The organism is Nonomuraea sp. AD125B (assembly GCF_041402765.1).
In the GTDB taxonomy this organism is placed as follows: Bacteria; Actinomycetota; Actinomycetes; order Streptosporangiales; family Streptosporangiaceae; genus Nonomuraea; species Nonomuraea bangladeshensis.
Window position 1 is genome coordinate 26,303 of record NZ_JBGLOU010000005.1, and the last position, 20,737, is coordinate 47,039.

24 protein-coding genes and 1 tRNA gene are annotated in these 20,737 nt (G+C 71.1%); 10 read left to right on the top strand and 15 right to left on the bottom strand.

Translation table 11 applies throughout. The annotated features are described in order from the left end of the window. Positions 1 to 8 precede the first annotated feature (8 nt). Positions 9 to 464, bottom strand: coding sequence for a TIGR02611 family protein (locus tag ACBR40_RS14635; protein WP_344214351.1), 456 nt, complete (start codon positions 462 to 464; stop codon positions 9 to 11). 161 nt (positions 465 to 625) lie between these two features. Here ACBR40_RS14635 and ACBR40_RS14640 point away from each other — a divergent pair, with 161 nt between their 5' ends. Next, positions 626 to 1,534 (top strand): aryldialkylphosphatase, encoded by a 909-nt coding sequence (locus ACBR40_RS14640; protein ID WP_344214349.1) that lies wholly within the window; start codon positions 626 to 628, stop codon positions 1,532 to 1,534. A gap of 6 nt (positions 1,535 to 1,540) precedes the next feature. Here ACBR40_RS14640 and ACBR40_RS14645 read toward each other — a convergent pair whose 3' ends face one another. Beyond that, positions 1,541 to 2,248 (bottom strand): class I SAM-dependent methyltransferase, encoded by a 708-nt coding sequence (locus tag ACBR40_RS14645; RefSeq protein ID WP_371249017.1) that lies wholly within the window; start codon positions 2,246 to 2,248, stop codon positions 1,541 to 1,543. Positions 2,249 to 2,331: 83 nt separating this feature from the next. Here ACBR40_RS14645 and ACBR40_RS14650 point away from each other — a divergent pair, with 83 nt between their 5' ends. Both ACBR40_RS14650 and ACBR40_RS14655 read left to right on the top strand, forming a co-directional pair. Continuing rightward, positions 2,332 to 3,264, top strand: coding sequence for a sensor histidine kinase (locus ACBR40_RS14650; RefSeq protein ID WP_371249018.1), 933 nt, complete (start codon positions 2,332 to 2,334; stop codon positions 3,262 to 3,264). After that, the gene (locus ACBR40_RS14655) at positions 3,261 to 3,941 is read left to right on the top strand and encodes a response regulator (protein WP_371249019.1); all 681 of its coding nucleotides are present in this window, start codon (positions 3,261 to 3,263) and stop codon (positions 3,939 to 3,941) included. Before ACBR40_RS14650 ends, ACBR40_RS14655 begins: the two co-directional genes overlap by 4 nt. Here the strand turns inward: ACBR40_RS14655 and secY are convergent. Then, positions 3,922 to 5,241: a preprotein translocase subunit SecY gene (gene secY, locus ACBR40_RS14660; protein WP_371249020.1), complete on the bottom strand. Its 1,320-nt coding sequence runs from the start codon at positions 5,239 to 5,241 to the stop codon at positions 3,922 to 3,924. The genes ACBR40_RS14655 and secY overlap by 20 nt on opposite strands. 94 nt (positions 5,242 to 5,335) lie before the next feature. Here secY and ACBR40_RS14665 point away from each other — a divergent pair, with 94 nt between their 5' ends. Next, positions 5,336 to 5,908 (top strand): AAA family ATPase, encoded by a 573-nt coding sequence (locus ACBR40_RS14665; RefSeq protein WP_371249021.1) that lies wholly within the window; start codon positions 5,336 to 5,338, stop codon positions 5,906 to 5,908. Between the two features lie 6 nt (positions 5,909 to 5,914). On the opposite strand, the gene ACBR40_RS14670 is transcribed toward ACBR40_RS14665, so the two are convergent. Then, a complete protein-coding gene (locus tag ACBR40_RS14670; protein WP_371249022.1) occupies positions 5,915 to 6,697 on the bottom strand; it encodes a putative hydro-lyase in 783 nt (260 codons plus the stop codon). 86 nt (positions 6,698 to 6,783) lie between these two features. Between ACBR40_RS14670 and ACBR40_RS14675 the strand changes: the two genes are divergently transcribed. Continuing rightward, positions 6,784 to 8,415: a sodium:solute symporter family protein gene (locus ACBR40_RS14675; protein WP_344214336.1), complete on the top strand. Its 1,632-nt coding sequence runs from the start codon at positions 6,784 to 6,786 to the stop codon at positions 8,413 to 8,415. Further along, on the top strand, positions 8,412 to 8,573 hold the full coding sequence (locus ACBR40_RS14680) for a hypothetical protein (RefSeq protein ID WP_177240431.1): 162 nt from the start codon (positions 8,412 to 8,414) through the stop codon (positions 8,571 to 8,573). Before ACBR40_RS14675 ends, ACBR40_RS14680 begins: the two co-directional genes overlap by 4 nt. Positions 8,574 to 8,593: 20 nt before the next feature. Here the strand turns inward: ACBR40_RS14680 and ACBR40_RS14685 are convergent, their stop codons facing one another. Together ACBR40_RS14685 and ACBR40_RS14690 are read right to left on the bottom strand one after the other, a co-directional pair. Further along, entirely contained in the window at positions 8,594 to 8,830 is a 237-nt protein-coding gene (locus ACBR40_RS14685) for a hypothetical protein (RefSeq protein ID WP_344214332.1), read from the bottom strand. Next, positions 8,827 to 9,054 carry a DUF6158 family protein gene (locus ACBR40_RS14690; protein ID WP_344214330.1) on the bottom strand — a complete coding sequence of 76 codons (228 nt, stop codon included), beginning with the start codon at positions 9,052 to 9,054 and terminating at the stop codon, positions 8,827 to 8,829. The genes ACBR40_RS14685 and ACBR40_RS14690 overlap by 4 nt, the downstream gene beginning before the upstream one ends. A gap of 96 nt (positions 9,055 to 9,150) precedes the next feature. On the opposite strand from ACBR40_RS14690, the gene ACBR40_RS14695 reads away from it, so the two are divergent. Next, a complete protein-coding gene (locus ACBR40_RS14695) occupies positions 9,151 to 10,083 on the top strand; it encodes a LysR family transcriptional regulator (protein WP_371249023.1) in 933 nt (310 codons plus the stop codon). 215 nt (positions 10,084 to 10,298) lie between these two features. Beyond that, positions 10,299 to 10,372 (top strand) — tRNA-Ile (locus ACBR40_RS14700). Between the two features lie 571 nt (positions 10,373 to 10,943). Here the strand turns inward: ACBR40_RS14700 and ACBR40_RS14705 are convergent. Then, positions 10,944 to 11,597, bottom strand: coding sequence for a metalloregulator ArsR/SmtB family transcription factor (locus ACBR40_RS14705; protein WP_364446129.1), 654 nt, complete (start codon positions 11,595 to 11,597; stop codon positions 10,944 to 10,946). A gap of 131 nt (positions 11,598 to 11,728) precedes the next feature. On the opposite strand from ACBR40_RS14705, the gene ACBR40_RS14710 reads away from it, so the two are divergent. Next, the gene (locus tag ACBR40_RS14710) at positions 11,729 to 12,067 is read left to right on the top strand and encodes a YciI family protein (RefSeq protein ID WP_371249024.1); all 339 of its coding nucleotides are present in this window, start codon (positions 11,729 to 11,731) and stop codon (positions 12,065 to 12,067) included. 56 nt (positions 12,068 to 12,123) lie between these two features. On the opposite strand, the gene ACBR40_RS14715 is transcribed toward ACBR40_RS14710, so the two are convergent. Both ACBR40_RS14715 and ACBR40_RS14720 read right to left on the bottom strand, forming a co-directional pair. Further along, positions 12,124 to 12,630 (bottom strand): hypothetical protein, encoded by a 507-nt coding sequence (locus ACBR40_RS14715; RefSeq protein ID WP_371249025.1) that lies wholly within the window; start codon positions 12,628 to 12,630, stop codon positions 12,124 to 12,126. 5 nt (positions 12,631 to 12,635) lie between these two features. Continuing rightward, a complete protein-coding gene (locus tag ACBR40_RS14720; protein WP_371249026.1) occupies positions 12,636 to 13,190 on the bottom strand; it encodes a hypothetical protein in 555 nt (184 codons plus the stop codon). A 615-nt stretch (positions 13,191 to 13,805) separates the two neighbouring features. Between ACBR40_RS14720 and ACBR40_RS14725 the strand changes: the two genes are divergently transcribed. Beyond that, on the top strand, positions 13,806 to 15,077 hold the full coding sequence (locus ACBR40_RS14725; RefSeq protein ID WP_371249027.1) for an aminotransferase class V-fold PLP-dependent enzyme: 1,272 nt from the start codon (positions 13,806 to 13,808) through the stop codon (positions 15,075 to 15,077). Between the two features lie 53 nt (positions 15,078 to 15,130). Here ACBR40_RS14725 and ACBR40_RS14730 read toward each other — a convergent pair whose 3' ends face one another. From ACBR40_RS14730 to ACBR40_RS14755, 6 genes are read right to left on the bottom strand one after another with little or no spacing between them, the layout of a single operon-like run. Then, positions 15,131 to 15,481, bottom strand: coding sequence for a DsrE/DsrF/TusD sulfur relay family protein (locus ACBR40_RS14730; protein ID WP_091088489.1), 351 nt, complete (start codon positions 15,479 to 15,481; stop codon positions 15,131 to 15,133). Continuing rightward, on the bottom strand, positions 15,478 to 16,326 hold the full coding sequence (gene phnE, locus ACBR40_RS14735) for a phosphonate ABC transporter, permease protein PhnE (RefSeq protein ID WP_371249028.1): 849 nt from the start codon (positions 16,324 to 16,326) through the stop codon (positions 15,478 to 15,480). The genes ACBR40_RS14730 and phnE overlap by 4 nt, the downstream gene beginning before the upstream one ends. After that, positions 16,314 to 17,087: a phosphonate ABC transporter ATP-binding protein gene (locus ACBR40_RS14740; protein ID WP_371249029.1), complete on the bottom strand. Its 774-nt coding sequence runs from the start codon at positions 17,085 to 17,087 to the stop codon at positions 16,314 to 16,316. Before ACBR40_RS14740 ends, phnE begins: the two co-directional genes overlap by 13 nt. Then, positions 17,087 to 18,013: a phosphate/phosphite/phosphonate ABC transporter substrate-binding protein gene (locus ACBR40_RS14745; protein ID WP_371249030.1), complete on the bottom strand. Its 927-nt coding sequence runs from the start codon at positions 18,011 to 18,013 to the stop codon at positions 17,087 to 17,089. The genes ACBR40_RS14740 and ACBR40_RS14745 overlap by 1 nt, the downstream gene beginning before the upstream one ends. Then, positions 18,010 to 19,227 carry an acyl-CoA dehydrogenase family protein gene (locus ACBR40_RS14750; RefSeq protein WP_091088497.1) on the bottom strand — a complete coding sequence of 406 codons (1,218 nt, stop codon included), beginning with the start codon at positions 19,225 to 19,227 and terminating at the stop codon, positions 18,010 to 18,012. Before ACBR40_RS14750 ends, ACBR40_RS14745 begins: the two co-directional genes overlap by 4 nt. Positions 19,228 to 19,259: 32 nt before the next feature. Next, entirely contained in the window at positions 19,260 to 20,570 is a 1,311-nt protein-coding gene (locus ACBR40_RS14755; protein ID WP_371249031.1) for an MFS transporter, read from the bottom strand. Between the last annotated feature and the right edge of the window lie 167 nt (positions 20,571 to 20,737).

Genomic DNA, 20,737 nt, shown 5'->3' on the forward strand with positions numbered 1-20,737 from the left:
TCCGGAGCTCAGACGAAGCGCTGGGCCAGCTCGATCACGTCGACGCCGATCGTGCGCAGCCCGAAGTAGACGATCACGGCGGCCGAGGCCACGGTGACGAGCAGCACGACGATGCGGACGGTCCAGCCCTGGCGCTTGTACCACTGCGTCCAGGCGTGCAGCGTGCGCTTGCCGAACTCCAGCAGCTTGTGCGCCCAGTGGAACTCCGTGGCCAGCACGGCGAGGCCCGCGAAGACCACGAGCCAGCCGGGGCCGGGGAAGGGCACCATGATGAGCCCGCCCACGACCATGATCGTCCCGATGACGCCGACCACGATCTTCAGCGTCATCGCGCCGGTGCGGGTGGCCCGGATGCCGTCCAGCCAGCCGTGCAGGCCGCCGCGGCGTTCGGGCATGTCGGAACGGGCGGCGGCCGCGTCCTTGATCAGGTCGGCTTCGCCGGTGTCGGTGTTCTGGGTCGGCACAGATTCCCCCGGGCAGTCGGTCTGCCATTCAGGATACGGGTCCGGCGCCGTGATTCACTTGCAAACGACTAGCAGTGCACTAAACACGACAAACCGTAAAATTTCCGGCTTGATCCCGCCGCTGATCAGCTTCTTCCGGCAAATATCGGTTAATGTCTCCTATGCCCGAAGTCCTGCTCCGTACCGTCACCGGCCCCGTACGAGCGGCGGCCGTCACCGGCGCCGTACTCCCCCATGAGCACCTGCGCACCGACCTGCGCTGGGGCGTGGGCGTCGACTCCGACCCGCACCGCTGGCTCGACGAGGAACAGGCCGTCACCGCCGAGCTGCGCGAGCTGCGCCAGTCCGACGAGCTCGGGCTCGTGGTGGACCTGACCTGCATGGGCATGGGCCGCGACGCCGCGTCCCTGGCCCGCGTCGCGGCGGGCGCCCGGGTGCCGGTCATCGCCTCGACCGGGCTGTTCGCCGAGCCGTTCGCGGGCGTACGCGAGGAAGGCGTCGAGGAGCTCACCCGGCGGCTCATGCACGAGATCTCCAGCGGCCTCGACGGCACCGGCGTCTTCCCCGGCGTCATCGGCGAGATCGGCTCCTGGGGCCCCGAGCCGACGCCGCGCGAGGAGCGGTGCCTGATCGCCGCCGCGCACGCCGCGCTCCAGTCCCGGCTGCCCGTCGCCACGCACGGGCGCAACGCCCCGGCCCTGCTGGAGATCCTTCTCGGCCGCGGCCTGCCGGCGGCGCGAGTGGCCGTCGGGTACGCGGGCACCGACCTGGGCGCCGCCCGCAAGATCGCCGAAGCGGGCGCGTACGTGAGCCTCGCCGCCCTCGGCCTCGGCGCCGACCAGGCGGCCAGGATCGCGCTCGCCCTCATCGAGGACGGCCACGCCGAGCGCCTGCTGCTCAGCACGGGCCTCAGCCGGGTCGCCCAGCTCCGCAAGTACGACGGCCACGGGTACGCCCACCTGTTCCACGCCCTGCTGCCGCGCCTGCGCGAGGCGGGCACCGCCGAGGACACGATCCGCCTCATCACCCGCGACAACCCCCTCCGCTGGCTGACCTCCGGCTCCGCCTGACCGCGTTCACGCCCTCAGCGCGAACAGCAGGAACTGGGCCCTGCGGGAGAGGCCGCGGTAGGCGTCGGGGGCGATCTCGGCCGCCTCGGGCAGGGGGTCGGGCTCGACGATGTCCTCGACCGTGAGCCCCGCGTCCCGGAACGCCGCCAGCATGGCCCGCAGCGGACGGTGCCAGAACCGCATGGCCATCGTCCGGCCGCCGCGCTCCCAGGCGTCCGTGTACGCGTACGTGCCGAGGTAGTCGTCGCTGCCGCTGATCCGCATGTCCATGAAGGGGTGGTGGGTGGACAGCACCACCCGGCCGCCGGGCGCGAGCACCCTGGCGAACTCGCGCAAGGTCGGCTCCCACTCCTCCAGGTAGTGCATGACCAGCGATGACAGCACCAGGTCGAACGCGCCGCCAGGGAAGGGGAGCGGGCGGCTCAGGTCGGCCTGGAGCAGGGGCACGCCGGGGCCGAGCCGCTCGCGCGCGAGGGCGAGCAGGCCGACGCTGAGGTCGACGCCCGTGACGGCGGCGCCACGGGCGATCAGCTCGGCGGCATGCGCCCCCGCGCCGCAGCCGGCGTCCAGCACGCGCAGCCCGGCGACCTCGCCGGCCAGGGACAGGATCGCCGGGCGTTCGTAGAGGTCGTTGTAGGGGCTGATCTCGTTGTCGCTGGCGTACGAACGGGCGAACCCGTCGTAGTCGTTGTATTTCACCTTTGCGTGCGTCACGTCGTAGAAGCTATCCATGGCGGCTCCGGCCGTGTCGCGGGCCATTAGGATCTGGGCTACGCGAGCCTCGGGCCGGGTGGGGGATGGAGACTGAGCACACGCACGGGAACGTGCACCAGCGCGGCGGCGGGCGGCTGCGGAGGCCGTTGTCCGCGCTGACGCGGTTGCGGCGGGCGGGTGACATTCCGGTCGTCGTGATGCTGGCGTGGGCGGGCTGGCTGGCGGTTCCGTGGTCCTTCTCCGGCCTCGCCCAGGCCAGGGCGGCAGCCGCCGCTGCCGCCGCCGACGCCGAGCCGCCCCGGCTGGAAACCCTCGCCACCGGCACCGCGCCCCTGTCCGCCGGCGTCGCGCGGGCCGCGTGGGGGCTCCCCGCCGTCTCCGCCCCGCGGCTCCCCACCGTGCTTGCGGCGGAGGGCACTGCCGAGTGGGCGATCGCGGCCGAGCGGGCGCGGATCTCCGGGGAGGTGCATGACGCCGCCGGGCACGGCCTGGCGGCGATCGCCATGCAGGCCGGGCTCGCGCTCGTGACCCTCGACGACGACCCCGAGCAGACGCGGGCGTCCCTGCGGGCGATCAAGGAGACGAGCACGGCCGCGCTGGCCCAGCTCCGCGCCGCGCTCGACGGCATCGACCCGCCCGCGGGCGACCTGGCGGCCCTGATCGACGGCGTACGCGCCGCGGGCCTGCCGGTGGACGTCGAGCCCGCTGGCCTTCCCGTCCCCCCGCAGCTCCGCGACACCGTCTACCGGGTGGTCCGCGAGTCCCTCACCAACGTGCTGCGCCACGCGGGCCCGACCCGCGCCCTGGTCCGGATGACCGAAGCCCCCACCGCGTACGTCCTGGAGATCGCCGACCGCGGCCCCGGCGCCGGACCGGCCGAAGAGGGGCGCGGCCTGCGGGGCATGCGCGCCCGCGTCACCGAGGCGGGCGGCCAGTTCGCCGCCGGCCCGCGCGAGGGCGGCGGCTTCCAGGTGACCGCCCGCTTCCCCCACCCGCCGGATCGGGGACAGGCATGACCGAGCACGGAGCGGGCGTCGCGGACATCCGGGTCGCGATCGCCGACGATCAGGCCGTCGTCCGGATGGGCCTGCGGGCGCTCCTGGAGCGGGAGCCGGGCATGGAGTGCGTCGGCGAGGCCGTGGACGGCGCGGCGGCCCTGGCCCTGGTCCGCAGGACGCGCCCCGACGTGCTGCTGCTCGACATCCGCATGCCCGGCATGGACGGCCTGGCCGCGCTGCGCGCGATGGCGGAGGACCCGGAGCTGCGCGGCACCAGGATCGTGGTCGTCACGACGTTCGCCGTCGACGAGTACGTCTTCGCCGCCCTCCAGGCCGGCGCCAGCGGCTTCGTGCTCAAGGACAGCGCCCCCGACGAGCTGGTCAACGCCGTACGGGTGGTCGCCGCCGGGGAGGCGCTGCTGTCCCCGGCGATCACCAGGAAGGTCATCGGGCTGTTCGGCCGGCACGGCACGGAGCCGGTCGAGGGCATCGCCACGCTCACCCCGCGCGAGCGGGAGCTGGCGGCCTGGGTGGCGACCGGCCGGTCGAACGAGGAGATCGCGAAGGAGCTGGTGATCAGCCCCGACACGGTCCGCACCCACGTCAGCCGGGCCATGGTGAAGCTGCGGGCCCGTGACCGGGCGCAGCTCGTCGTGTTCGCGATGCGCGCCGGGCTCACGCTGCCGCCGGCTTGACCGGCTTGACCGGCTTGCGCAGGAACCCCTCGTAGTCGCGCTGCTGGAGCTGGGCCTCGATCTGCTTCACGGTCTCCAGCCCGACCCCCACCATGATCAGCACACTGGTCCCGCCGAACGGGAAGTTCTGCTGCGTGCCGGGGTCCCGCAGGACCGCGAACGCCACCAGCGGCAGCAGCGCGAGCACCGCCAGGTAGACGGCCCCGGCCGCGGTCAGCCGGGACAGCACGTACGCCAGGTGCCGCGCCGTGGGCCTCCCCGGCCGCAGCCCCGGCACGAACCCGCCGTGCCGCCGGATGCCGTCGGCCACCTCGTCCGGGTTGAAGGTGATCGACACGTAGAAGTAGGCGAAGGCGGCGACGAGCAGCGCGTACACGCTCATGTAGAGCGGGTGTGCCCCTGCGGCGAGGTTGCGCTCCACCCACCCCTGCGCCCCGTCGCCGAGCAGCGGTGCCGCCAGCGCGGGCAGGTAGAGCAGCGACGAGGTGAAGATGACCGGGACGATCCCCGCCTGGTTGACCTTGAGCGGGATGTACGAGCCGCCCCCGCCGTACGCCCGCCGCCCGACGGGCCGCGCGTACCGGATCGGGACCCGGCGCTGCGCCTGCTCGACGAAGATCACGGCCGCCACCAGGAACAGCCCGGCCACCACCATCACCACGGCCCCGGCCGGCGTCAGCACGAAGATCTTCGACATGTACCCGGGGAAGACGGCCACGACCTGCGTGAACATCAGCAGCGACATGCCGTTCCCGACCCCCCGGCCGGTGATCAGCTCGCCCAGCCACATGACCACGCACGCCCCGGCCACCATGGTCACGACGAGGACGGCCGACGGCAGCAGCCCGTCGTCCCGCAGCAGCGGCCGCGGGCAGCCGGGCAGGAGCCCGCCGCCGCGGGCGAGCGCGACGACCGTGCCGGCGTTCAGCACGGCGAGGGCGACGGTCAGGTAGCGGGTGTACTGGGTGATCCTCGCCTGCCCGTTCTGCCCCTCCTTCCTGAGCGCTTCCAATCGCGGCACCACCACGGCGAGCAGTTGCATGACGATGCTGGCGGTGACGTACGGCATGACGCCGAGCGCGAACACCGACAGCTGCAGCATCGCACCCCCGCTGAGCATCTGCGCCAGGTCGAACAGCCCTCCGGAGGCCGACCCGGCGCACGCGCGCATCACCGCCACGTCCACCCCGGGCGCGGGCACCACCTGCCCCAGCCGGAACAGCGCGACGATCGCGAGCGTGAACAGCAGCTTCCTGCGCAGCTCCGGAATCCGGAACGCCCTGGCGAAGACGGTCAGCATGGTCGCCGAGTCTGTCCGCCGCGCCGGGGCCGGGTCGTCCGCCGTGACGAGGCTCCGGCGTACGCGAATCCGCGTATCCCGTAGGTTGATCCCCATGAGCGCGGTGTGGGTGATCAGCGGGCCACCGGGCGCGGGCAAGTCCACGGTGGCCGCCGAGCTGCTCGCCCGCCTGTCCCCCGTGCCCGCCCTGCTCGACAAGGACACCGTCTACGGCGACTTCGTGGCCGAGGTCCTGCGCGCGCACGGCCGTCCCGGCGGCGAGCGCGAGGGCCCCTGGTACGACGAGCACGTCAAGCGCTTCGAGTACGCCGGCCTGACCCGGCTGGCCCGCCAGATCCGCGGCCACGGCTGCCCGGTGCTGCTCGACGGCCCGTTCACCACGCAGGTGCACGACGCGGAGCGGTGGGCGGAGTGGGTGGCGGAGCTGGGCGGCGCGCCGGTGCGGCTGCTGTGGGTGCGTTCCGACGGCCCGACGCTGCGCGCCCGTCTCACGGCCCGTGGCCACGCCAGGGACGCGGGCAAGCTGGCGGACTTCGCCCGCTACCTGCGCGACATCCGCGTGGACGAGCCGCCGGCGGTGCCACACCTGGAGATCGACAACCGGCCCGGCGCGCGGCCGGTCGCCGACCAGCTCACCGCGGCGGGCATCCGTCCGCCGACCCGGTAGCCGCCGTCAGCCCACGCGGTAGTCGTCGTCCCGCGCGTCCAGGATCGCCATGTGCCCCGGCAGGTGGCCGATCGCGTACTCGACGCCGCTCGCCATGACGGCCGCCTGCGGCGTCACCCCGCACGCCCAGAACAGCGGCACCTCACCCTCGCGTACCTCGGCCGGGTCGCCGAAGTCCGGCCGGGCGAGGTCGCCGATGCCGAGCCCGGCGGGGTCGCCCACGTGCACGGGCGCGCCGTGCACGCGCGGGTAGCGGCCGCTCACCTCGACGGCGGTCCCCACCAGCTCCTCGGGCACCGGCCGCATCGACACCACCAGCGGCCCCGACAGGCGGCCGGCCGACCGGCAGGGGACGTTCGTGACGTACATCGGCACGTTCGTCCCCAGCTCCAGATGCCGTACGGGCACCCCCGCCGCGAGCAGCGCCCGCTCGAACGTGAAACTGCACCCGATGAGGAACGGCACCAGGTCCTCGCGCCACTCGGCCGTCACCTCGCCGAGGTCGGCGACCGGCCGTCCGTCGCGGTAGAGCCGGTAGCCCGGCAGGTCGGTACGCAGGTCGCCGCCGAACAGCGCGGTCGACCACGCGCCCGGCTCCCCCACGTCGAGCACCGGGCAGGCGCGCGGGTTGTGGTGGGCGAACAGCAGCAGGTCGTAACGGAGCGCCGCCGGCACGGCGATGAGGTTGGCCTGCGTCCAGCCCCGGCACCAGCCGGCGGTGGGCGCCCGCTCGCCGGCGCGGAAGCGCTCCCGCGCCCGCGCGGGGCTCAGTTCGGCGACGTCCTCCACCCTTCGACAGTAGGTCGGCCCTGGTCATGTGGTCCACCGCGCGGACGGGCGTGAGTGCCGTGCTTTCCGGGGTAGCGGGTCTCGCCGTGCGGCTCGATGTGAACCTCCTCGACTATGTGCTCATCGCCCTCTACTTCGTGACCGTGCTCGCCATCGGCATCGCGGCCCGCAAACGGATCAGCTCCAGCCTGGACTTCTTCCTGGCCGGACGCGGCCTGCCGGCGTGGATCACCGGCCTCGCCTTCGTCTCGGCCAACCTGGGCGCGATCGAGATCCTGGGCATGGCGGCCAACGGCGCCCAGTACGGCGCGATGACCGTGCACTACTACTGGATCGGCGCGGTCCCGGCGATGGTGTTCCTCGGCATCGTGATGATGCCCTTCTACTACCGTTCCAAGGTGCGGAGCGTCCCCGAGTTCCTGCGCAGGCGGTTCAACGGCGCGACGCAGCTGCTGAACGCGATCACGTTCGCGGTGGCGCAGATCCTCATCGCCGGGGTGAACCTGTACGCGCTGGCGCTGGTGATGGAGCTGCTGCTGGGCTGGCCGCTGCCGGTGTCGGTGGTGGTGTCGGCGGTGATCGTGCTGTCGTACATCACCCTGGGCGGTCTCTCCTCGGCCATCTACAACGAGGTGCTGCAGTTCTTCGTCATCCTCGCCGGGCTGATCCCCCTGACCGTGCTCGGCCTGATCAAGGTGGGCGGGTTCAGCGGGCTGGCCGACAAGATCCGCCAGGGTCCGCTCGGCGAGCCCGGCCTGCACACCTGGGCCGACACCGCGGGCCAGAACCCGATGCAGGCGCACTGGATCGGCATCGTGTTCGGGCTCGGCTTCGTGCTGTCGTTCGGCTACTGGACGACGAACTTCGCCGAGATCCAGCGGGCCCTGTCGGCCAGGAACACGAACGCGGCCCGGCTGACGCCGATCGTGGCCGCGTTCCCGAAGATCTTCATCCCGCTGGTGACGGTGCTGCCCGGCATGATCGCGCTGGTGCTCTTCAGCGACCTCGGCAAGGGGCAGGCGTACAACTACTCGATCCCGCTGCTCATGCGGGACCTGCTGCCGAACGGCGTGCTCGGGATCGCGGTGACCGGGCTGCTGGCCTCGTTCATGGCGGGCATGGCGGCCAACATCAGCGGCTTCAACACCGTCTTCGCCAACGACATCTGGGCGGCGCACGTACGTCCCGGCCGCGACGACCGGCACTACCTCAAGGTGGGCAGGATCGCGACGGTGGCCGGCGTCGCGCTCGGCGTCGGGACGGCGTTCATCGCGGCCGGCTACTCCAACATCATGAACTACCTGCAGGCGCTGTTCTCGTTCTTCAACGCGCCGCTGTTCGCCACGTTCGTGGTCGGCCTGTTCTGGCGGCGGATGACGCCGTGGGCCGGTTTCTGGGGGCTGCTGTCCGGGACGCTGGCGGCGTTCGCGTCGTACGTGCTCTACAAGGCCGGGGTGATCGACTTCGGCACCGAGCTGAACGCCAGCTTCTGGGGCGCGGGCATCGCCTTCGCCGTGGACGTGCTGGTGTCCGTGGTGGTCACGCTGGTCACCACGCAGAAACCGGAGGAGGAGCTGCGCGGGCTCGTATGGGGGCTCAGCGCGGTGGACCTGGAGGACGACGCGCTGGCCGGTGACCGCAAGTGGTACCGGTCGCCGGTCGTGCTGGGCGTGGGCGCGGTCGTGCTGGCCGCCGTGATGTACGGGGTGATTCTGTGAGCGACATCCGCATGGTGATCGGCGGGCTGTTCCTGGTCTACGGCGTGATCCTGATCGTCGCCGGCGTGGTGGGCGAGGCGGTGAACCTCTGGACCGGGCTGGCCATGGCCGTCTTCGGCGGGCTGTTCGTGGCCTGGGCCCGGGCCCGCCGCATCTGAACGGGCCCGGGCCGCTGATCTCAGTACTCGACCTCGAAGGTGTGGGGCCCCAGCCCGTACCCGTCGCCCCGGGGGACGACGTACCCCTCCTCGATGAGCGTCGCCAGGCTCGCCCGCAGCTCGTCCTCCTCCAGGCCGGAGGTGTGCACCAGCGTGTCGAGCCCGGCGCCGCCCGTCTCGACCGCGAGGGAGGCGACGGCCTCGTACACGTGGATGTCGACGTCGGACAGCTCCTGGACGTCGTGGCCCTCGGTCATGATCGCTGCCTCGCCCCCTCGCGCAGCCGCTCGGGATCCACCTCCCGGTCCGGGTACCTGCGCAGGTACTCGGACTCCAGCTCGTTCGTACGGGAGGTGTGGTGGGACAGGGCGTCGTCGGAGCCGTGGAAGAACGTGTCGCTCCGGGTGGTGTGGAGCTGGCGCAGCTCGCGGATCAGGTCGTCGTCGCTGAGCTGGGCCGGATCTATTCCCATCGTCGTCATGGGGTCCCCTCTACCCCGGAGTCCTCCGACAATATCTGTCACAATTCCTGACATTTAGGCATTGTCTGTAAGATGCCGCCGCTTTACCTTCCCGTTATGGACCTCGAGCTCCGGCACCTCAGGATCGTCCGCGCGGTCGCGGACGCGGGAAGCGTGAGCAAGGCCGCGTTGACGCTCGGGCTGGCACAACCGGCCCTGACCGCCCAGCTCAAGCGCATCGAACGGGTGCTCGGCGGCGCCCTGTTCGAGCGCGACCGCCACGGCGCCCGGCCCACAAGGCTCGGCGAACTCGTACTCGCCCGCGCGCGGGTGCTCCTCCCGGCGGCCAAGGAACTGCAGGACGAGGCCGTACGCTTCGCCCACACCCCGACCCCCGGCTACCGCATCGGCGCCACCAACGGCCCGATACTCGGCGGGCTGGTGGACCGGCTCGCGGCGGAGCGGCCCGTCTCGACGTACACGTCCTGGTCGAGCCACGAGCTGATCAGCATGGTCGAGCTCGGCCGCCTCGACTACGTGCTGACCGGCGCCTGCGGCGACTCCGGCACCCCCACCGGCGCGCTCGTCTGGGACACCATCAGCCTCGACCCCGTCTTCTGCCTCGTCTCCGAGAACCACCCCGCCGCCAAGGAGAAGGAGGTGGAGCTGGCCGACCTCGCCGACGAGCACTGGGCGGGGACGCCGGGGGACGGCTGCTTCGCCGACTGCTTCGCGATGGCCTGCGCACGCGCCGGCTTCACCCCGGGAACGATCTACGAGACGGACGTGCCGACCTGCACCCACCTGGCCCAGGTGGGCCGCGCCGTGGTCCTCTGCCAGGCCACCCACCAGCCCGCGCAGGGCCTGGTCATGGTGCCGCTGGCCGGCGCCCCGCTGCGCTGGCGGCAACTCCTCGGCCACCACCCGACGGCGGCGGACGCCGCCTGGGTCCTCACCCAGGCCAAGGAGGCCCACCGGGACGCCATCGGCCGCAGCCCGACATACAGCGACTGGCTCACCCGCAACCCCTCCTACGGCACCACCCCCTGACCCGCATACCGCCCGCCCTACGTCTTGCACCCGACCTGCACATCAGCCCCTCCCGATGATCGCCACCGCCCCCGGAACATGGAATGATGTCCGCGAAGACCTCTCTCCCACCGGCCCATGGCACCCACAACCGGTCCTGATGCTCTAGCCTTAGCCATGCACCAGGCTCAGCATGATCCACTCAGGACCACGCCACGGCCACACAACTGAATCCAGGGGCGGTAGCTCAGCCGGTCAGAGCATCGGACTCATAATCCGTGGGTCGTGGGTTCAAGTCCCACCCGCCCTACTCACCAACACCGCGGTTTACCTGGGGTTTCTCGGTTCACGTCGGCCTCTGAGCTCGTTTTTGATCGTGATTGGTTGCTCGACAGTTGCTCTTGTGTACGGACCGTGTATCGCGGTAGATCATTTAGGCGGCTAACGTCAGCTCAAACCTCAATGACGACAGTCAGAAGATCAAGCCAGAAGGTCTGCGCAGCGTCGCCGGTCAGCGTGGCCTTGTGCACCGTCAAACCTCGTCCAAAGAATCAGGCCCGCCGAAGAATCGGCGGGCCTGCCTGGGTTCGGTGGTTCAGGTGATGGTGGCGTCTCAGGTTTGGTTCGGCAGCGTGATCAGCCGGGCGGTCTGGGCGCCTGCGACCTGCTGGATCAGCAAGATCAGCATGGTCGGGGCAGACTTCCGACAAGGATCCGCTGGCGCCCGCTCGTCGACGACGGCGGCGACCGGCCCCCTTGATCCGCCATGGGCTTGCGGGATCGGTTGCCCGGAGTCCCCCAGATAGGCGTTCCTCCTCAGTGGCACCACGCCGGCAGGTCGATCGGCGCCGCCGGGTCGACCACGAGGTCCCGCGGAGGGATCACGCGCCAGTGGCCACGGGCAGGTCGGCGAGACGCCACTCCAGCATGCCGTCTTCCAGGCGTACGGCGCGCCGCCCCTGTGCGACCAGCGCCCTTACGGCGTCATGCGCGAACACGCAGTACTCGCCCCGGCAGTACGCCACGATCGTGCCGTCCTCCGGCAGTTCGGTCAGCCGGTCGAGGAGCTCGTCCACGGGGACGGACAGCGCGCCGGGGATGTGTCCGGCGGCGTACTCCTCGCGCGGGCGCACGTCGATGACGGTGACATCGCCTTCCTGGATCCTGCGCAGCAGCTCGGCGCGGGTCAGTTGCTCGGTGTCCGCGGGTCCGAGGTAGGCGGTGCGCGCCCGGTCGACCTCCGCCAAGTGCTCCGAGGCGACGCCGCGCAGCCGCATCCACAGGTCGGCGACGTCGTCTCCCGCCAGGCGGTAGAAGACTTTCGTCCCCTCCTTGCGCGTGGCCACGATGCCCGCCTGCTTCAAGACCTGCAGGTGGTTGGAGGCGCTCGTCAGCCCGAGCCCGGCGGCACCGGCCAGGACCTCGACGGAGCGTTCACTCTGGGCCAGCAGGTCGAGGAGCTCCAGCCGCTTCGCACTGGCCAGTGCCTTGGCCACCTGGGCGAAGGTTTCATACAACGGCGTCTTGTCACCCATAAAGCTCCTCCACAACTTTGTGGAATAGTGTATGAGCTCTCGCCGCCCGCAGGCAACCGAAGGGTGTCGTATTCGCAGGTCCGCCGTTCGTCTACCTGGTGAAAGACCATACCCATCAGGAGGGGACGACGATGAAGTACGTGCTGATGTTCATCGAGAACGAGGAGTACGCCGCTGCGCTAGCCGCCATGGACCAGGCGGAGGCGCAGGCCGCCTACGCGAAGGTGGGGCAGTGGTTCGCCGACCACGCCGACCTGATCATCCATCACGCGCATCTGGCGCCGGCCGAGACCGCCAGCACGCTACGGCTGGGCGCGGGCGACCCGGTGGTCACCGATGGGCCGTTCGTGGAGGGCAAGGAGGTGGTGAGCGGCTTCGTCGAGATCGACGTGCCCGATCTGGACGAGGCGTTGCGCGTCGCGCGCTCGTGGCCCGCCTGCCCGATCGTGGAGATCCGGCCGGTCGCCTGAGCGCTCGCCCCCTCCTGGCGCCCGCCGCCGGGAGGAGGCGGCCCGGATCACCCCGATCAGCCGCGCGCCACCCCCTTGTCCAGGCCGGGCCCCTCGTCCAGGCCGGGCTCCTGGTCATGAGCGGGCGGCCGCGCCGGGCGCGTCCTCGGCCGGACGTGACTGACGGTCGCGTAGGCCAGGAGGCCCACGCCGGCCAGCAGCATGAGCCCGATCGCGATCCATTCGCGCGAGCCGCCCGGACCGTACACCTGATAGGGGCGGCCGACGTCGACCGCGCGGGTCCGCTCCCCTACTCGGTTCGACTCGCGGTCGCTGCCGTACAGGGCGACGTCGGCGCGCGGCGCCGCCCCCGAGTCCGCCTGGAAGCCGCCCATCCAGGTGCACTGCTCGTGCCCCGGGTGATGAACGCAGGCCAGCCGTACGGGAGTGAACCAGCCCGCGGCGCCGTCGGCGGTGGCCGCCCTCAGGACGGGTGCAATGTTCGGGACCGACAGGTAGAGCAGGAAGAGGGACATCAGGGCCATCACCAGGTGCACGCCCGACGGACGGCGCCTGACCGCCACGGGAGTCACGCCTTCGTGGGCGCCGCGCAGGAGCAACCCATCGCCGCGCGCTCGGCGGCGTTCGGACGGAGGTGGAAATAGACCGCGACGACCATCGGCACGAAGACCAGGGCGTTGTAGAACAGGTGCAGTTCCAGTCGCGGTATGAGGAGCTGGATGAGACTGGTCGGGACCGGCCGCCCGAACAGGTTGTTGCCGGTGAGCGCCTGCAGCAGCAGGAGCAGGTGCTCCAGGTGGTGCCAGACCTGGATGCCGAGGGAGATGTTCCACCAGGTCCTGGCCCGGCCGACCATGCCATGACGCAGCACGATGAGGCCGATGAGCATGAGCAGCGCGTAGCCGTAGTGCATCCATTCCGAGGTGACGAGCCAGGGGAAAGGGATGCCGAGGACGCCGCGCGCCTCCGGCAGTGGCCAGCCGAGGACGTACACCTGGATCGCCTGGGCGATGTGCTCGGCCCAGTGCCCGATCACGATCAGCATGTAGAGGTTGAGCATCAGCTTGTGCCGGCCGGTGTTCGCGGCCGACATCCACTGGCCGGGGATCGCCAGAGTGGTCACGGGGGCCTCCGGGAATGACGTGGGAAGCGGCTTCGGGCCGCGCCGGGAGCAGGCACCGGCGCGCCGCGGCCTCATCGTGACATCGCCCCCAACTTTCTCCTATGTGGAAATGTCATGGAATATCGCGCGTTCGCCCCAAGCTTCTGACAGTTGACACTAACGAAAGTGTCGCCTATCGATAGGCGGCCCGGATCTCCACCGCGCCCCCCGTGCGGGCTCCCCGCGAGAACGACGGCCTGCCGTCGACGAAGTGCGGCTTCCGCCCTCGCATCGTCGTCGTGCCATGAATGGGCTTGAGCGAGCACCGATGCCACGCCACGTCAGCGCGACGTAAGCGCCAACCATCCACTCGGGGCGAGGCCGGCCGCGTCGCGAAAGACCAGCATGAATCTCAGCTGCACACCTCTGTGACCGAGACGAACGAAACCCATCCCCTTGCGAGAATCACCGAAAACCCGCGCCCTTTGGCGACAAGAGGTCCAATGATAAGCTTGAGAAATATATAGCAAGGGCTCGCCGATCACCTCTGAAATAGGAGGCACCATGGCTGCGCAGAACGATCCAACTATCAAAAGAGCTTTTGATCGGCGGTCATTACTCCTGGCGTCGGCCGGGGTGCTCGCCGCGGGCTGCACGGCGGCCGCCCCGCAGCCCGCGCCCAAGTCCGCGAAGGCCCCTGCCCCCTTCGACCCGGGCGACTGGCAGTCCGTCAGGGATCAGTTCCAGCTCACCCGTGACACCGCCCACTTCTCCGCCTTCATGCTCGCCTCGCACCCCGCTCCGGTCCGCGTCGCCGTCGAGGAGCTGCGCGCCAGCCTCGACAGCTTCCCCCAGCAGTACGGCATGGGCATGCAGGACTTCGAACGCAGCGACAAGGTACGGCGGGCCCTGGCCGGCTACCTCGGTGGACGCCCCGACGAGATCGCCCTCACCGACAGCGCGACCATGGGCATCGGCCTGGTCTACGGTGGCCTGCGCCTCAAGGAGGGCGACGAGATCGTCACGACCGACCACGAGTTCTACTCCACCTACGAGGCGCTGCGCCTCCGCACGGCGGCCACGGGCGCCAAGCAGGTGACCGTCCGCGTCTACGAGGACCCGGCCAAGGCGTCGGCCGCTGCGATGGCCGCGGCCGTGACCGACGCGATCACCGATCGCACCCAGGTGCTCGCGATGACGTGGGTCCACTCGAGCACGGGCGTGAAGCTGCCGGTGAAGGCGATCGCCGACGCGGTCGCCCGGATCAACGCGAGCCGCGACCAAGCGGACAGGATCGTGCTGTGCGTCGACGGCGTGCACGGCTTCGCCGCCGAGAACAGCACCATGGCCGACCTCGGCTGCGACCTGTTCATGTCCTCGGGGCACAAGTGGCTGTTCGGCCCGCGCGGCACCGGGTTCGTCTGGGGCAACGCGGCGGGCTGGGAGCGGGTGGATCCGGTCATCCCGAGCTTCTCGATGCCGGCCTTCATGGGCTGGTTCGCCGCCAAGCCGCCCGCCGGACCGCCTGGCCAGCTCGGCACGCCCGGCGGCTACCACAGCTTCGAGCACCGGTGGGCGCTCGCCGCGGCGGTGGACTTCCACCGGAGCATCGGGCTCGCCCGCGTCGCCGAACGGGTGCGCACGCAGGCCGACCAGCTCAAGGAGGGGCTGGCGGCGCTGCGGCACGTGCGGCTGGTCACTCCGAGAGCGGCCGACGTCTCAGCGGGGATCGTGTGCTGCGCCGTCGACGGCATGGAGCCGGAGGCGGTCGTGAAACGCCTGGGCGAGCAGGGGGTCTCCGCGGCGGCCACACCGTACCGCGAGTCGTTCGTGCGGTTCGGTCCGAGCATCGTGACCAGCCCGCAGGAAGTCGACAGGGCCGTGAAGGCGATGGCCGGGCTGGCCTGACAACGCACCGGCCGGGCGCCCTCACGGGCGCCCGGCCGGTGGCGTTCAGGCGTTCAGACGTTGATCGTGCGGTCGGCCCAGGCGGTCCACTGGGCCAGTTCCTTCATCGACGAACGCCGCGCGCCCGGTGTGACGCCGTCCTCCTTGATGCCGCGGGCGTCCAGGCAGGCGCCGCAGCAGCCGACCTCGGCAGTGCGCGCCACCAGGCTCTTGATCATGTTGCCCATGTTGTAGTAGCCGTCGGGCGTCTTCTGTCCCGCCACGGCCGACGACACCGAGTCGCCGAAGAGGAACACCTTGACCTCGTTGCCGTCCTCCTCCAGCATCTGGCGGGCCCATCTGATGCCGTTGTAGGTCCGTTCGCTGCCGTACGGCGCGTCGTGCATGACGAAGAGGAACTTCATCGTGGACTCCCTTCAAGGAGCGATCGGTGGGGACGCGACCTACGGTCGCTCGTGCGCCCAGAGGCCGCGCCCATGCGGCTCCGGAAGACCTTCGAGATCCTGTCGACGCCGATGACGAGGACCACGACGGAGGCGACCAGGGTGGCGAGCTCCTGGTAGCGGAACAGGTGCAGGGCGATGCCGAGGGCCTGGCCTATGCCGCCGGCCCCGACGAAGCCGATGACCACGGAGCTGCGGATGTTGCACTCCCACTGGTAGAGCACCTGGGAGGCGAGGTTGGCCCGCGCCTGCGGCAGGATGCCGAGCAGCGCCGTGCTGGTCCTGCTGCCGCCGGTGATCCGCATGGCCTCCACGGGGCCGCGGTCCACCGCCTCCAGTTGCTCGGAGCACAGCTTCCCCAGCACGCCCGCCGAGTGCAGCGCGATCGCGTACACCCCCGCCGCCGGTCCGAGGCCGACGGTGGCGACGAACAGCAGCGCCCAGAGCAGTTCGTGCACGCTCCGCAGCAGCGTGGCGACGGTCCTGGCCGCCATCGCGACTCCGGCGGGGGCCTGGACGTTACCCGCCATGAGGAGCGCCAGCGGCAGGCCGATCAGCACGCCGAGCACCAGGGCCGCGACCGACATCTGCAGCGTCTCGACGGTGGCGGCCAGCACCCTGGACAGCAGGTCGCCGTCGAGGTCGGGCGGGAAGAGCCCGGAGAGCAGTTGGAGCGCGCCCTCCCTCCCCTGGATCAGCGAGGCAGGCCCGACGTCCGTTCCCGCGAACGACCAGCCCACGAGCAAGGCCACGACGGCGAGGACGGCCAGGCGTCCCCAGCCGCGTCGCGGGTTCAGATCGTCCATCGCCCGGTCACCATGTCCTCTCGTCCTGCCGTTCCGTAGATACGCTCGACCTCCTCGGTGGCGGGCGGCGGCCCGTCGTAGACGATCCGCCCGTCGCGCAGGGCCACGACCCGGTCGCAGCATCCGGCGACGTTGAGGTCGTGGGTGGTGGCCACGACCGTCGAGCCGCTGGCGCGCAGATGCCGCAGGGCGACGGCCGCGCGGACGGGGTCGAGCCCGGAGGTGCACTCGTCGGCCAGGATCAGGCGCGGCTCGCCGAACAGGGCGCGCGCGAGGGCGACCCGCTGGCGCTCGCCGCCCGACAGGTGCTCGACCCGTTGCGGCAGCAGCGGGGTGATGTCGTGCAGGGCGGCCAGGTCGAGGAGCCTCGGCACGAACCTGCGCGGGACCCGGCCGCAGACGATCGTCACCCAGTCGGCCGGGCTCCAGCGGTGCGCGATCCCGGCCAGGATGTTGGCTCTGGCGCTCAGTCCCGGCACCAGGTCGTCGCGCTGCCGTACGCAGCCGATCGTCCGGCGCAGCCGGGTGATCTCGCGGCGCGGTCCGAAGGGGTCGGCCTCGTCGACGCTGACCCGGCCGCTGGTGGGAGCCACCGCGCCGACGATGGTTCTGAGCAGGGTGGTCTTACCCGCGCCCGACGGTCCGAGCAGGGCCAGGCGTTCGCCCGCCTCGACCTTCAGTGTGACGTCCGCCAGGACGGTGCGACCGCCAAGGATGACGCTCACGTCCGAGACGACGATCTCCGCGGCGCTGTGCAGCATCACTGTCCCTTGAGGGCGGTCAGCAGCCCCAGGCGCGCGGCCTGTTGCCTGACCTCCTGGTAGTCGGCGTCGGAGACGGCCACGTAGCGCTTGGCGCGCATGAGGTCGAGCAGCTTCGGGTCCTTGATCGCCAGGAAGGCGTCGGTCACGGCCTGCCGTACCGGCTGGGCCAGCCTGTCGCTCGCGACCCAGGGGTAGCCCATGACCTGTCGTGTCTCCACCACGCGGAGCGCTCCCTGCGGCACGCTCCCCTGCTTCTCCAGGCGGTGCAGGATCCTCAGTTCGAGGCCGGCGGCGTCGACCGTCCCTGACAGCACCGCCTGGGCGGCCGCGTCGTGGCCGCCGGTGAAGGCGACCGAGGCGAGCGGCGGGCAGCGGGTCAGGTCGCCGGTGTCGCAGCGGGCTCCGGCGTCGGTGATCATCACCCGGGGATAGAGACTGCCCGAGGTGGAGCTGACGTCGCCGAAGGCGAACCGGCCGCCCGCGCCGACCACGTCCTTCGTGCTCTTGTACGGTGAGGCGTCCTTGACCACGATCGCCGACAGGTACTCAGGGGTGCCGGTCTCGCGGTCGACCTCGGTGACAAGGGGGACGAGCTTGGTCTGGGCCTCGGCCTGGACCATCGTCAGCCCGCCGAGGTAGGCGACGTCGAGCTTGCCCGCCACGAGCGCGGCGACGACGCCCGCGTAGTTGGTGGCGACGAAGAGCTCGACGTCCGTCTTGAGGCGGTCGGCCAGGTAGGCGCGGAAGGGTTCGTACTGCGCCCGCTGACTGTCCGGGGAGATGTTGGGGATGACGCCGACGCGCAGCGGCGAGGGCAGCCCGCCGCCGCTGTTCTGCGAGCCGCCGCAACCTGCGAGGCCCAGCACGACGGAGAGCAGCACGACGGAGAGCAGCACGGGGAGGGTCGCGGATGGTCGCCTCATGCTCGCCCGGCTCCCGCGTCGAGGAACGGGTGGGGGACGACGGGGGCCGTCTCGACGCCGAGCGCGCAGGCGCCGAGCAGTTCGCGGCCCGTCCTGTTGTTGATCGGCATGACCAGCCCCGCCTGGACGTCGCGCCACATGCGCTCGAACGGCAGGCGCCTGCTGATCGCGCCGCCGCCCACGACGTCGACCAGGCGGGTCATGACGGCGGCGGCGTTGTTCGTGCAGACGTTCTTGACCAGGGCACAGCGTGCGAAGCCCTCCTGGACACCGAACTGTGTCACCAGATTTCCAGACATGACCTCGGCGGCGTGCCGGGCGAGCACGCTGCGGTTGACCTCGATCGCGGTCTCGGCATCGGCGATGGCGTCCTGGATGCGCGGATCGTGCTGCTGGTCACGCTGTTTGACCTGCTCGACGCTCCAGGCGAGGGCTCCGGCGGCGATGCCGGTGTAGACCGCACCGAAGCTGGGAGCGGTCCAGCAGATGATCGTCTCCAGCACCTGCGCGTCGAGGTGGCCGATCGGGATGGACTGGACGACCGCCTGGTCGGGAACGAAGTGCCCGGCGAAGACGATGTCGTTGCTCTGGGTGGCGCGCATGCCGAGGGTGTCCCAGGTCTGCTCGATGGTGATCCCGTCGCCTGAGGGGTCGACGAGCAGGATCAGCAGCCGGGGTCCGAGGTCGGGGTCCTCGAAGCGGGCGGTGCTCGCCCACATGGTCGCGGCGGCGCTGTTGGTGCCGAAGTTCTTGCGGCCGTCGAGCACGTACCCGCCGGGCACCCGGGTCGCCGTGGTCTTGGCGTCGGTGAACAGGTTGGGCGTGCCGACCTCGCTGGCGATCGCGGCGAGGACGAGGCGGCCCATGCCGGCCAGGCGCAACGCCTGTTCCAGCGGCGGGGCGCCGGTGCGACGCCAGGTGAGGGCCCACGAGCCGAGCGGCGCCGCGTGCATGGCGTAGGACAGCGCGGTGGCCCCGTCGGCCGCGGCGAGGTGCTCCAGGACCAGCAGCAGCTCCTGCTGGTCGGCGCCGAGCCCGCCCAGTTCCTCCGGCACTGTCAGGCGCAGGAGCCCGGCTTCCCGCAGGTCCGCGTAGCCGTCGTGGGGAAAGGTGTTGTCCCTGTCGTGTCCGGCGGCCCGTTCGGCCAGGGCCGGAGCGACCTTCTCGGCGAGCGCCAGCATCGAGCGCTGGCGGTCGGTCAGGCAATGGCGCACGTCGTCCTCCTCGGTGATGGCTGGTGGATCGGTCAGGTGGTCAGTACGCGGGATCGGCTTCTCAGCAGCAGCCCGCTCGCCGCCGCGAGCACGGCGACGCCCGCCAGCAGGGTCAGGGCGAGCATGGAGCCCGCCCGCAGCGCGCCTCCCGCGACGGCGACCCCGAGCAGGGCCGCGACCTGGCGTCCTGTGTTGAGCACGCCGGAGGCGACCGGCACCAGGTCTGGGGGGAGCGTGCTGACGGCTTCCGCGCTCGCGGGGGCCATGACCAGGCCCACGCCGCAGCCGACGACGGCCAGGGGGATCGCCAGCACCAGGAGCGGAGCGGGTCGCACGGCCAGGGCGGCGAAGCCCGCCACGCCCGCCGCCATGGCGAGCATCCCGGAGGTGAGGACGGTCCTGCCGCCCGTCCGGTCGGTGATCGCCCCCGCGAGCGGCGACAGGATGCCCGCGGCGATCGCCATGGGGAGGAAGGCCAGGGCGGTGTCCAGTGCGCTGCCACCGAGCACGTTCCTGACGTGCAGGCTGATGACGAGCATCAGGCCGGACAGGACGAGGAACTGGGCGCAGCCCAGCCAGCCCGCCAGGACGAAGGCGCGGTCGCGGAACAGGCGTGGCGGTGTCAGCGGGTGCGTGTGGCGGCGCTCCCACCACGCGAACAGCACGAGCGTGAGGATGCCGCCCACGGCGAAGGCCGCCGGATTGCCTGCCGTACCGATCAGGGCGTAGGTGAGGGCGGCCAGGGCTCCGATGACCAGGGCCACGCCCACGAGGTCGAGGGCCGAGCTCCGGTACGGCGGAGCCACCGGGACGAGGGCGCACACCAGGAGGATCGCCACGGCACAGATCGGCACGTTGGCCAGGAAGGCCCAGCGCCATCCCCACGTGCTGACGATGAGGCCGCCGCCGAGCGGTCCCACGACGGCCGCGAGCGCCATGGTGGTGCTGACGACGCCCAGCGCCATGCCCCTGCGGTCGCGGGGGAAGGCGTTGGCGATGATCGTCAGGCTCTGCGGGACGATCATCGCGCCGCCGGCGCCCTGCGCCAGCCTGGCGGCGATCACCTGCCACGGTTCTGCGGCCAGGCCGCAGGCGAGCGAGGCGAGGCCGAAGAGGGCGAGGCCGGCGAGGAGGAGCGCGCGCGGCCCGTAGCGTCCGCCGAGCCGACCGGCGGTGACAAGCAGAGAGGCGTAGACGAGGACGAATCCGTTGACCGCCCACAGGGCCTGTTCGAGGCTGCCCCCGGCCATGGCCACGAGGTCGGGCACCATCACCTGGACGATGGTGCTGTCGACCATGACGACGAAGACCGCCAGGCAGAGAACGGCGAGAGGACCGCGCATCTGGAGGGAATTCTGCGGAAATTCGGGCGCGGTCATGCGAAACTCCCAGCGTAAATATTGATTCCTAAACAATCACCAGAAGCGCATTTACTTGAGAAATATGTAGTCATATTCTCCGGAGATAGTCGGCCTGTCAACCCCCGGCTGACAATCCCCCGTCCGTGACA

Coding starts and splice junctions, on each gene's coding strand:
- ACBR40_RS14685 (WP_344214332.1), bottom strand. CDS start 8,830: ATGACCGAGGGCCACGACGTCCAGGAGCTGTCCGACGTCGACATCCAC.
- ACBR40_RS14690 (WP_344214330.1), bottom strand. CDS start 9,054: ATGACGACGATGGGAATAGATCCGGCCCAGCTCAGCGACGACGACCTG.
- ACBR40_RS14730 (WP_091088489.1), bottom strand. CDS start 15,481: ATGAAGTTCCTCTTCGTCATGCACGACGCGCCGTACGGCAGCGAACGG.
- phnE (WP_371249028.1), bottom strand. CDS start 16,326: ATGGACGATCTGAACCCGCGACGCGGCTGGGGACGCCTGGCCGTCCTC.
- ACBR40_RS14650 (WP_371249018.1), top strand. CDS start 2,332: ATGGAGACTGAGCACACGCACGGGAACGTGCACCAGCGCGGCGGCGGG.
- ACBR40_RS14710 (WP_371249024.1), top strand. CDS start 11,729: ATGAAGTACGTGCTGATGTTCATCGAGAACGAGGAGTACGCCGCTGCG.
- ACBR40_RS14755 (WP_371249031.1), bottom strand. CDS start 20,570: ATGCGCGGTCCTCTCGCCGTTCTCTGCCTGGCGGTCTTCGTCGTCATG.
- ACBR40_RS14740 (WP_371249029.1), bottom strand. CDS start 17,087: ATGCTGCACAGCGCCGCGGAGATCGTCGTCTCGGACGTGAGCGTCATC.
- ACBR40_RS14655 (WP_371249019.1), top strand. CDS start 3,261: ATGACCGAGCACGGAGCGGGCGTCGCGGACATCCGGGTCGCGATCGCC.
- ACBR40_RS14695 (WP_371249023.1), top strand. CDS start 9,151: ATGGACCTCGAGCTCCGGCACCTCAGGATCGTCCGCGCGGTCGCGGAC.
- ACBR40_RS14665 (WP_371249021.1), top strand. CDS start 5,336: ATGAGCGCGGTGTGGGTGATCAGCGGGCCACCGGGCGCGGGCAAGTCC.
- ACBR40_RS14745 (WP_371249030.1), bottom strand. CDS start 18,013: ATGAGGCGACCATCCGCGACCCTCCCCGTGCTGCTCTCCGTCGTGCTG.
- ACBR40_RS14640 (WP_344214349.1), top strand. CDS start 626: ATGCCCGAAGTCCTGCTCCGTACCGTCACCGGCCCCGTACGAGCGGCG.
- secY (WP_371249020.1), bottom strand. CDS start 5,241: ATGCTGACCGTCTTCGCCAGGGCGTTCCGGATTCCGGAGCTGCGCAGG.
- ACBR40_RS14705 (WP_364446129.1), bottom strand. CDS start 11,597: ATGGGTGACAAGACGCCGTTGTATGAAACCTTCGCCCAGGTGGCCAAG.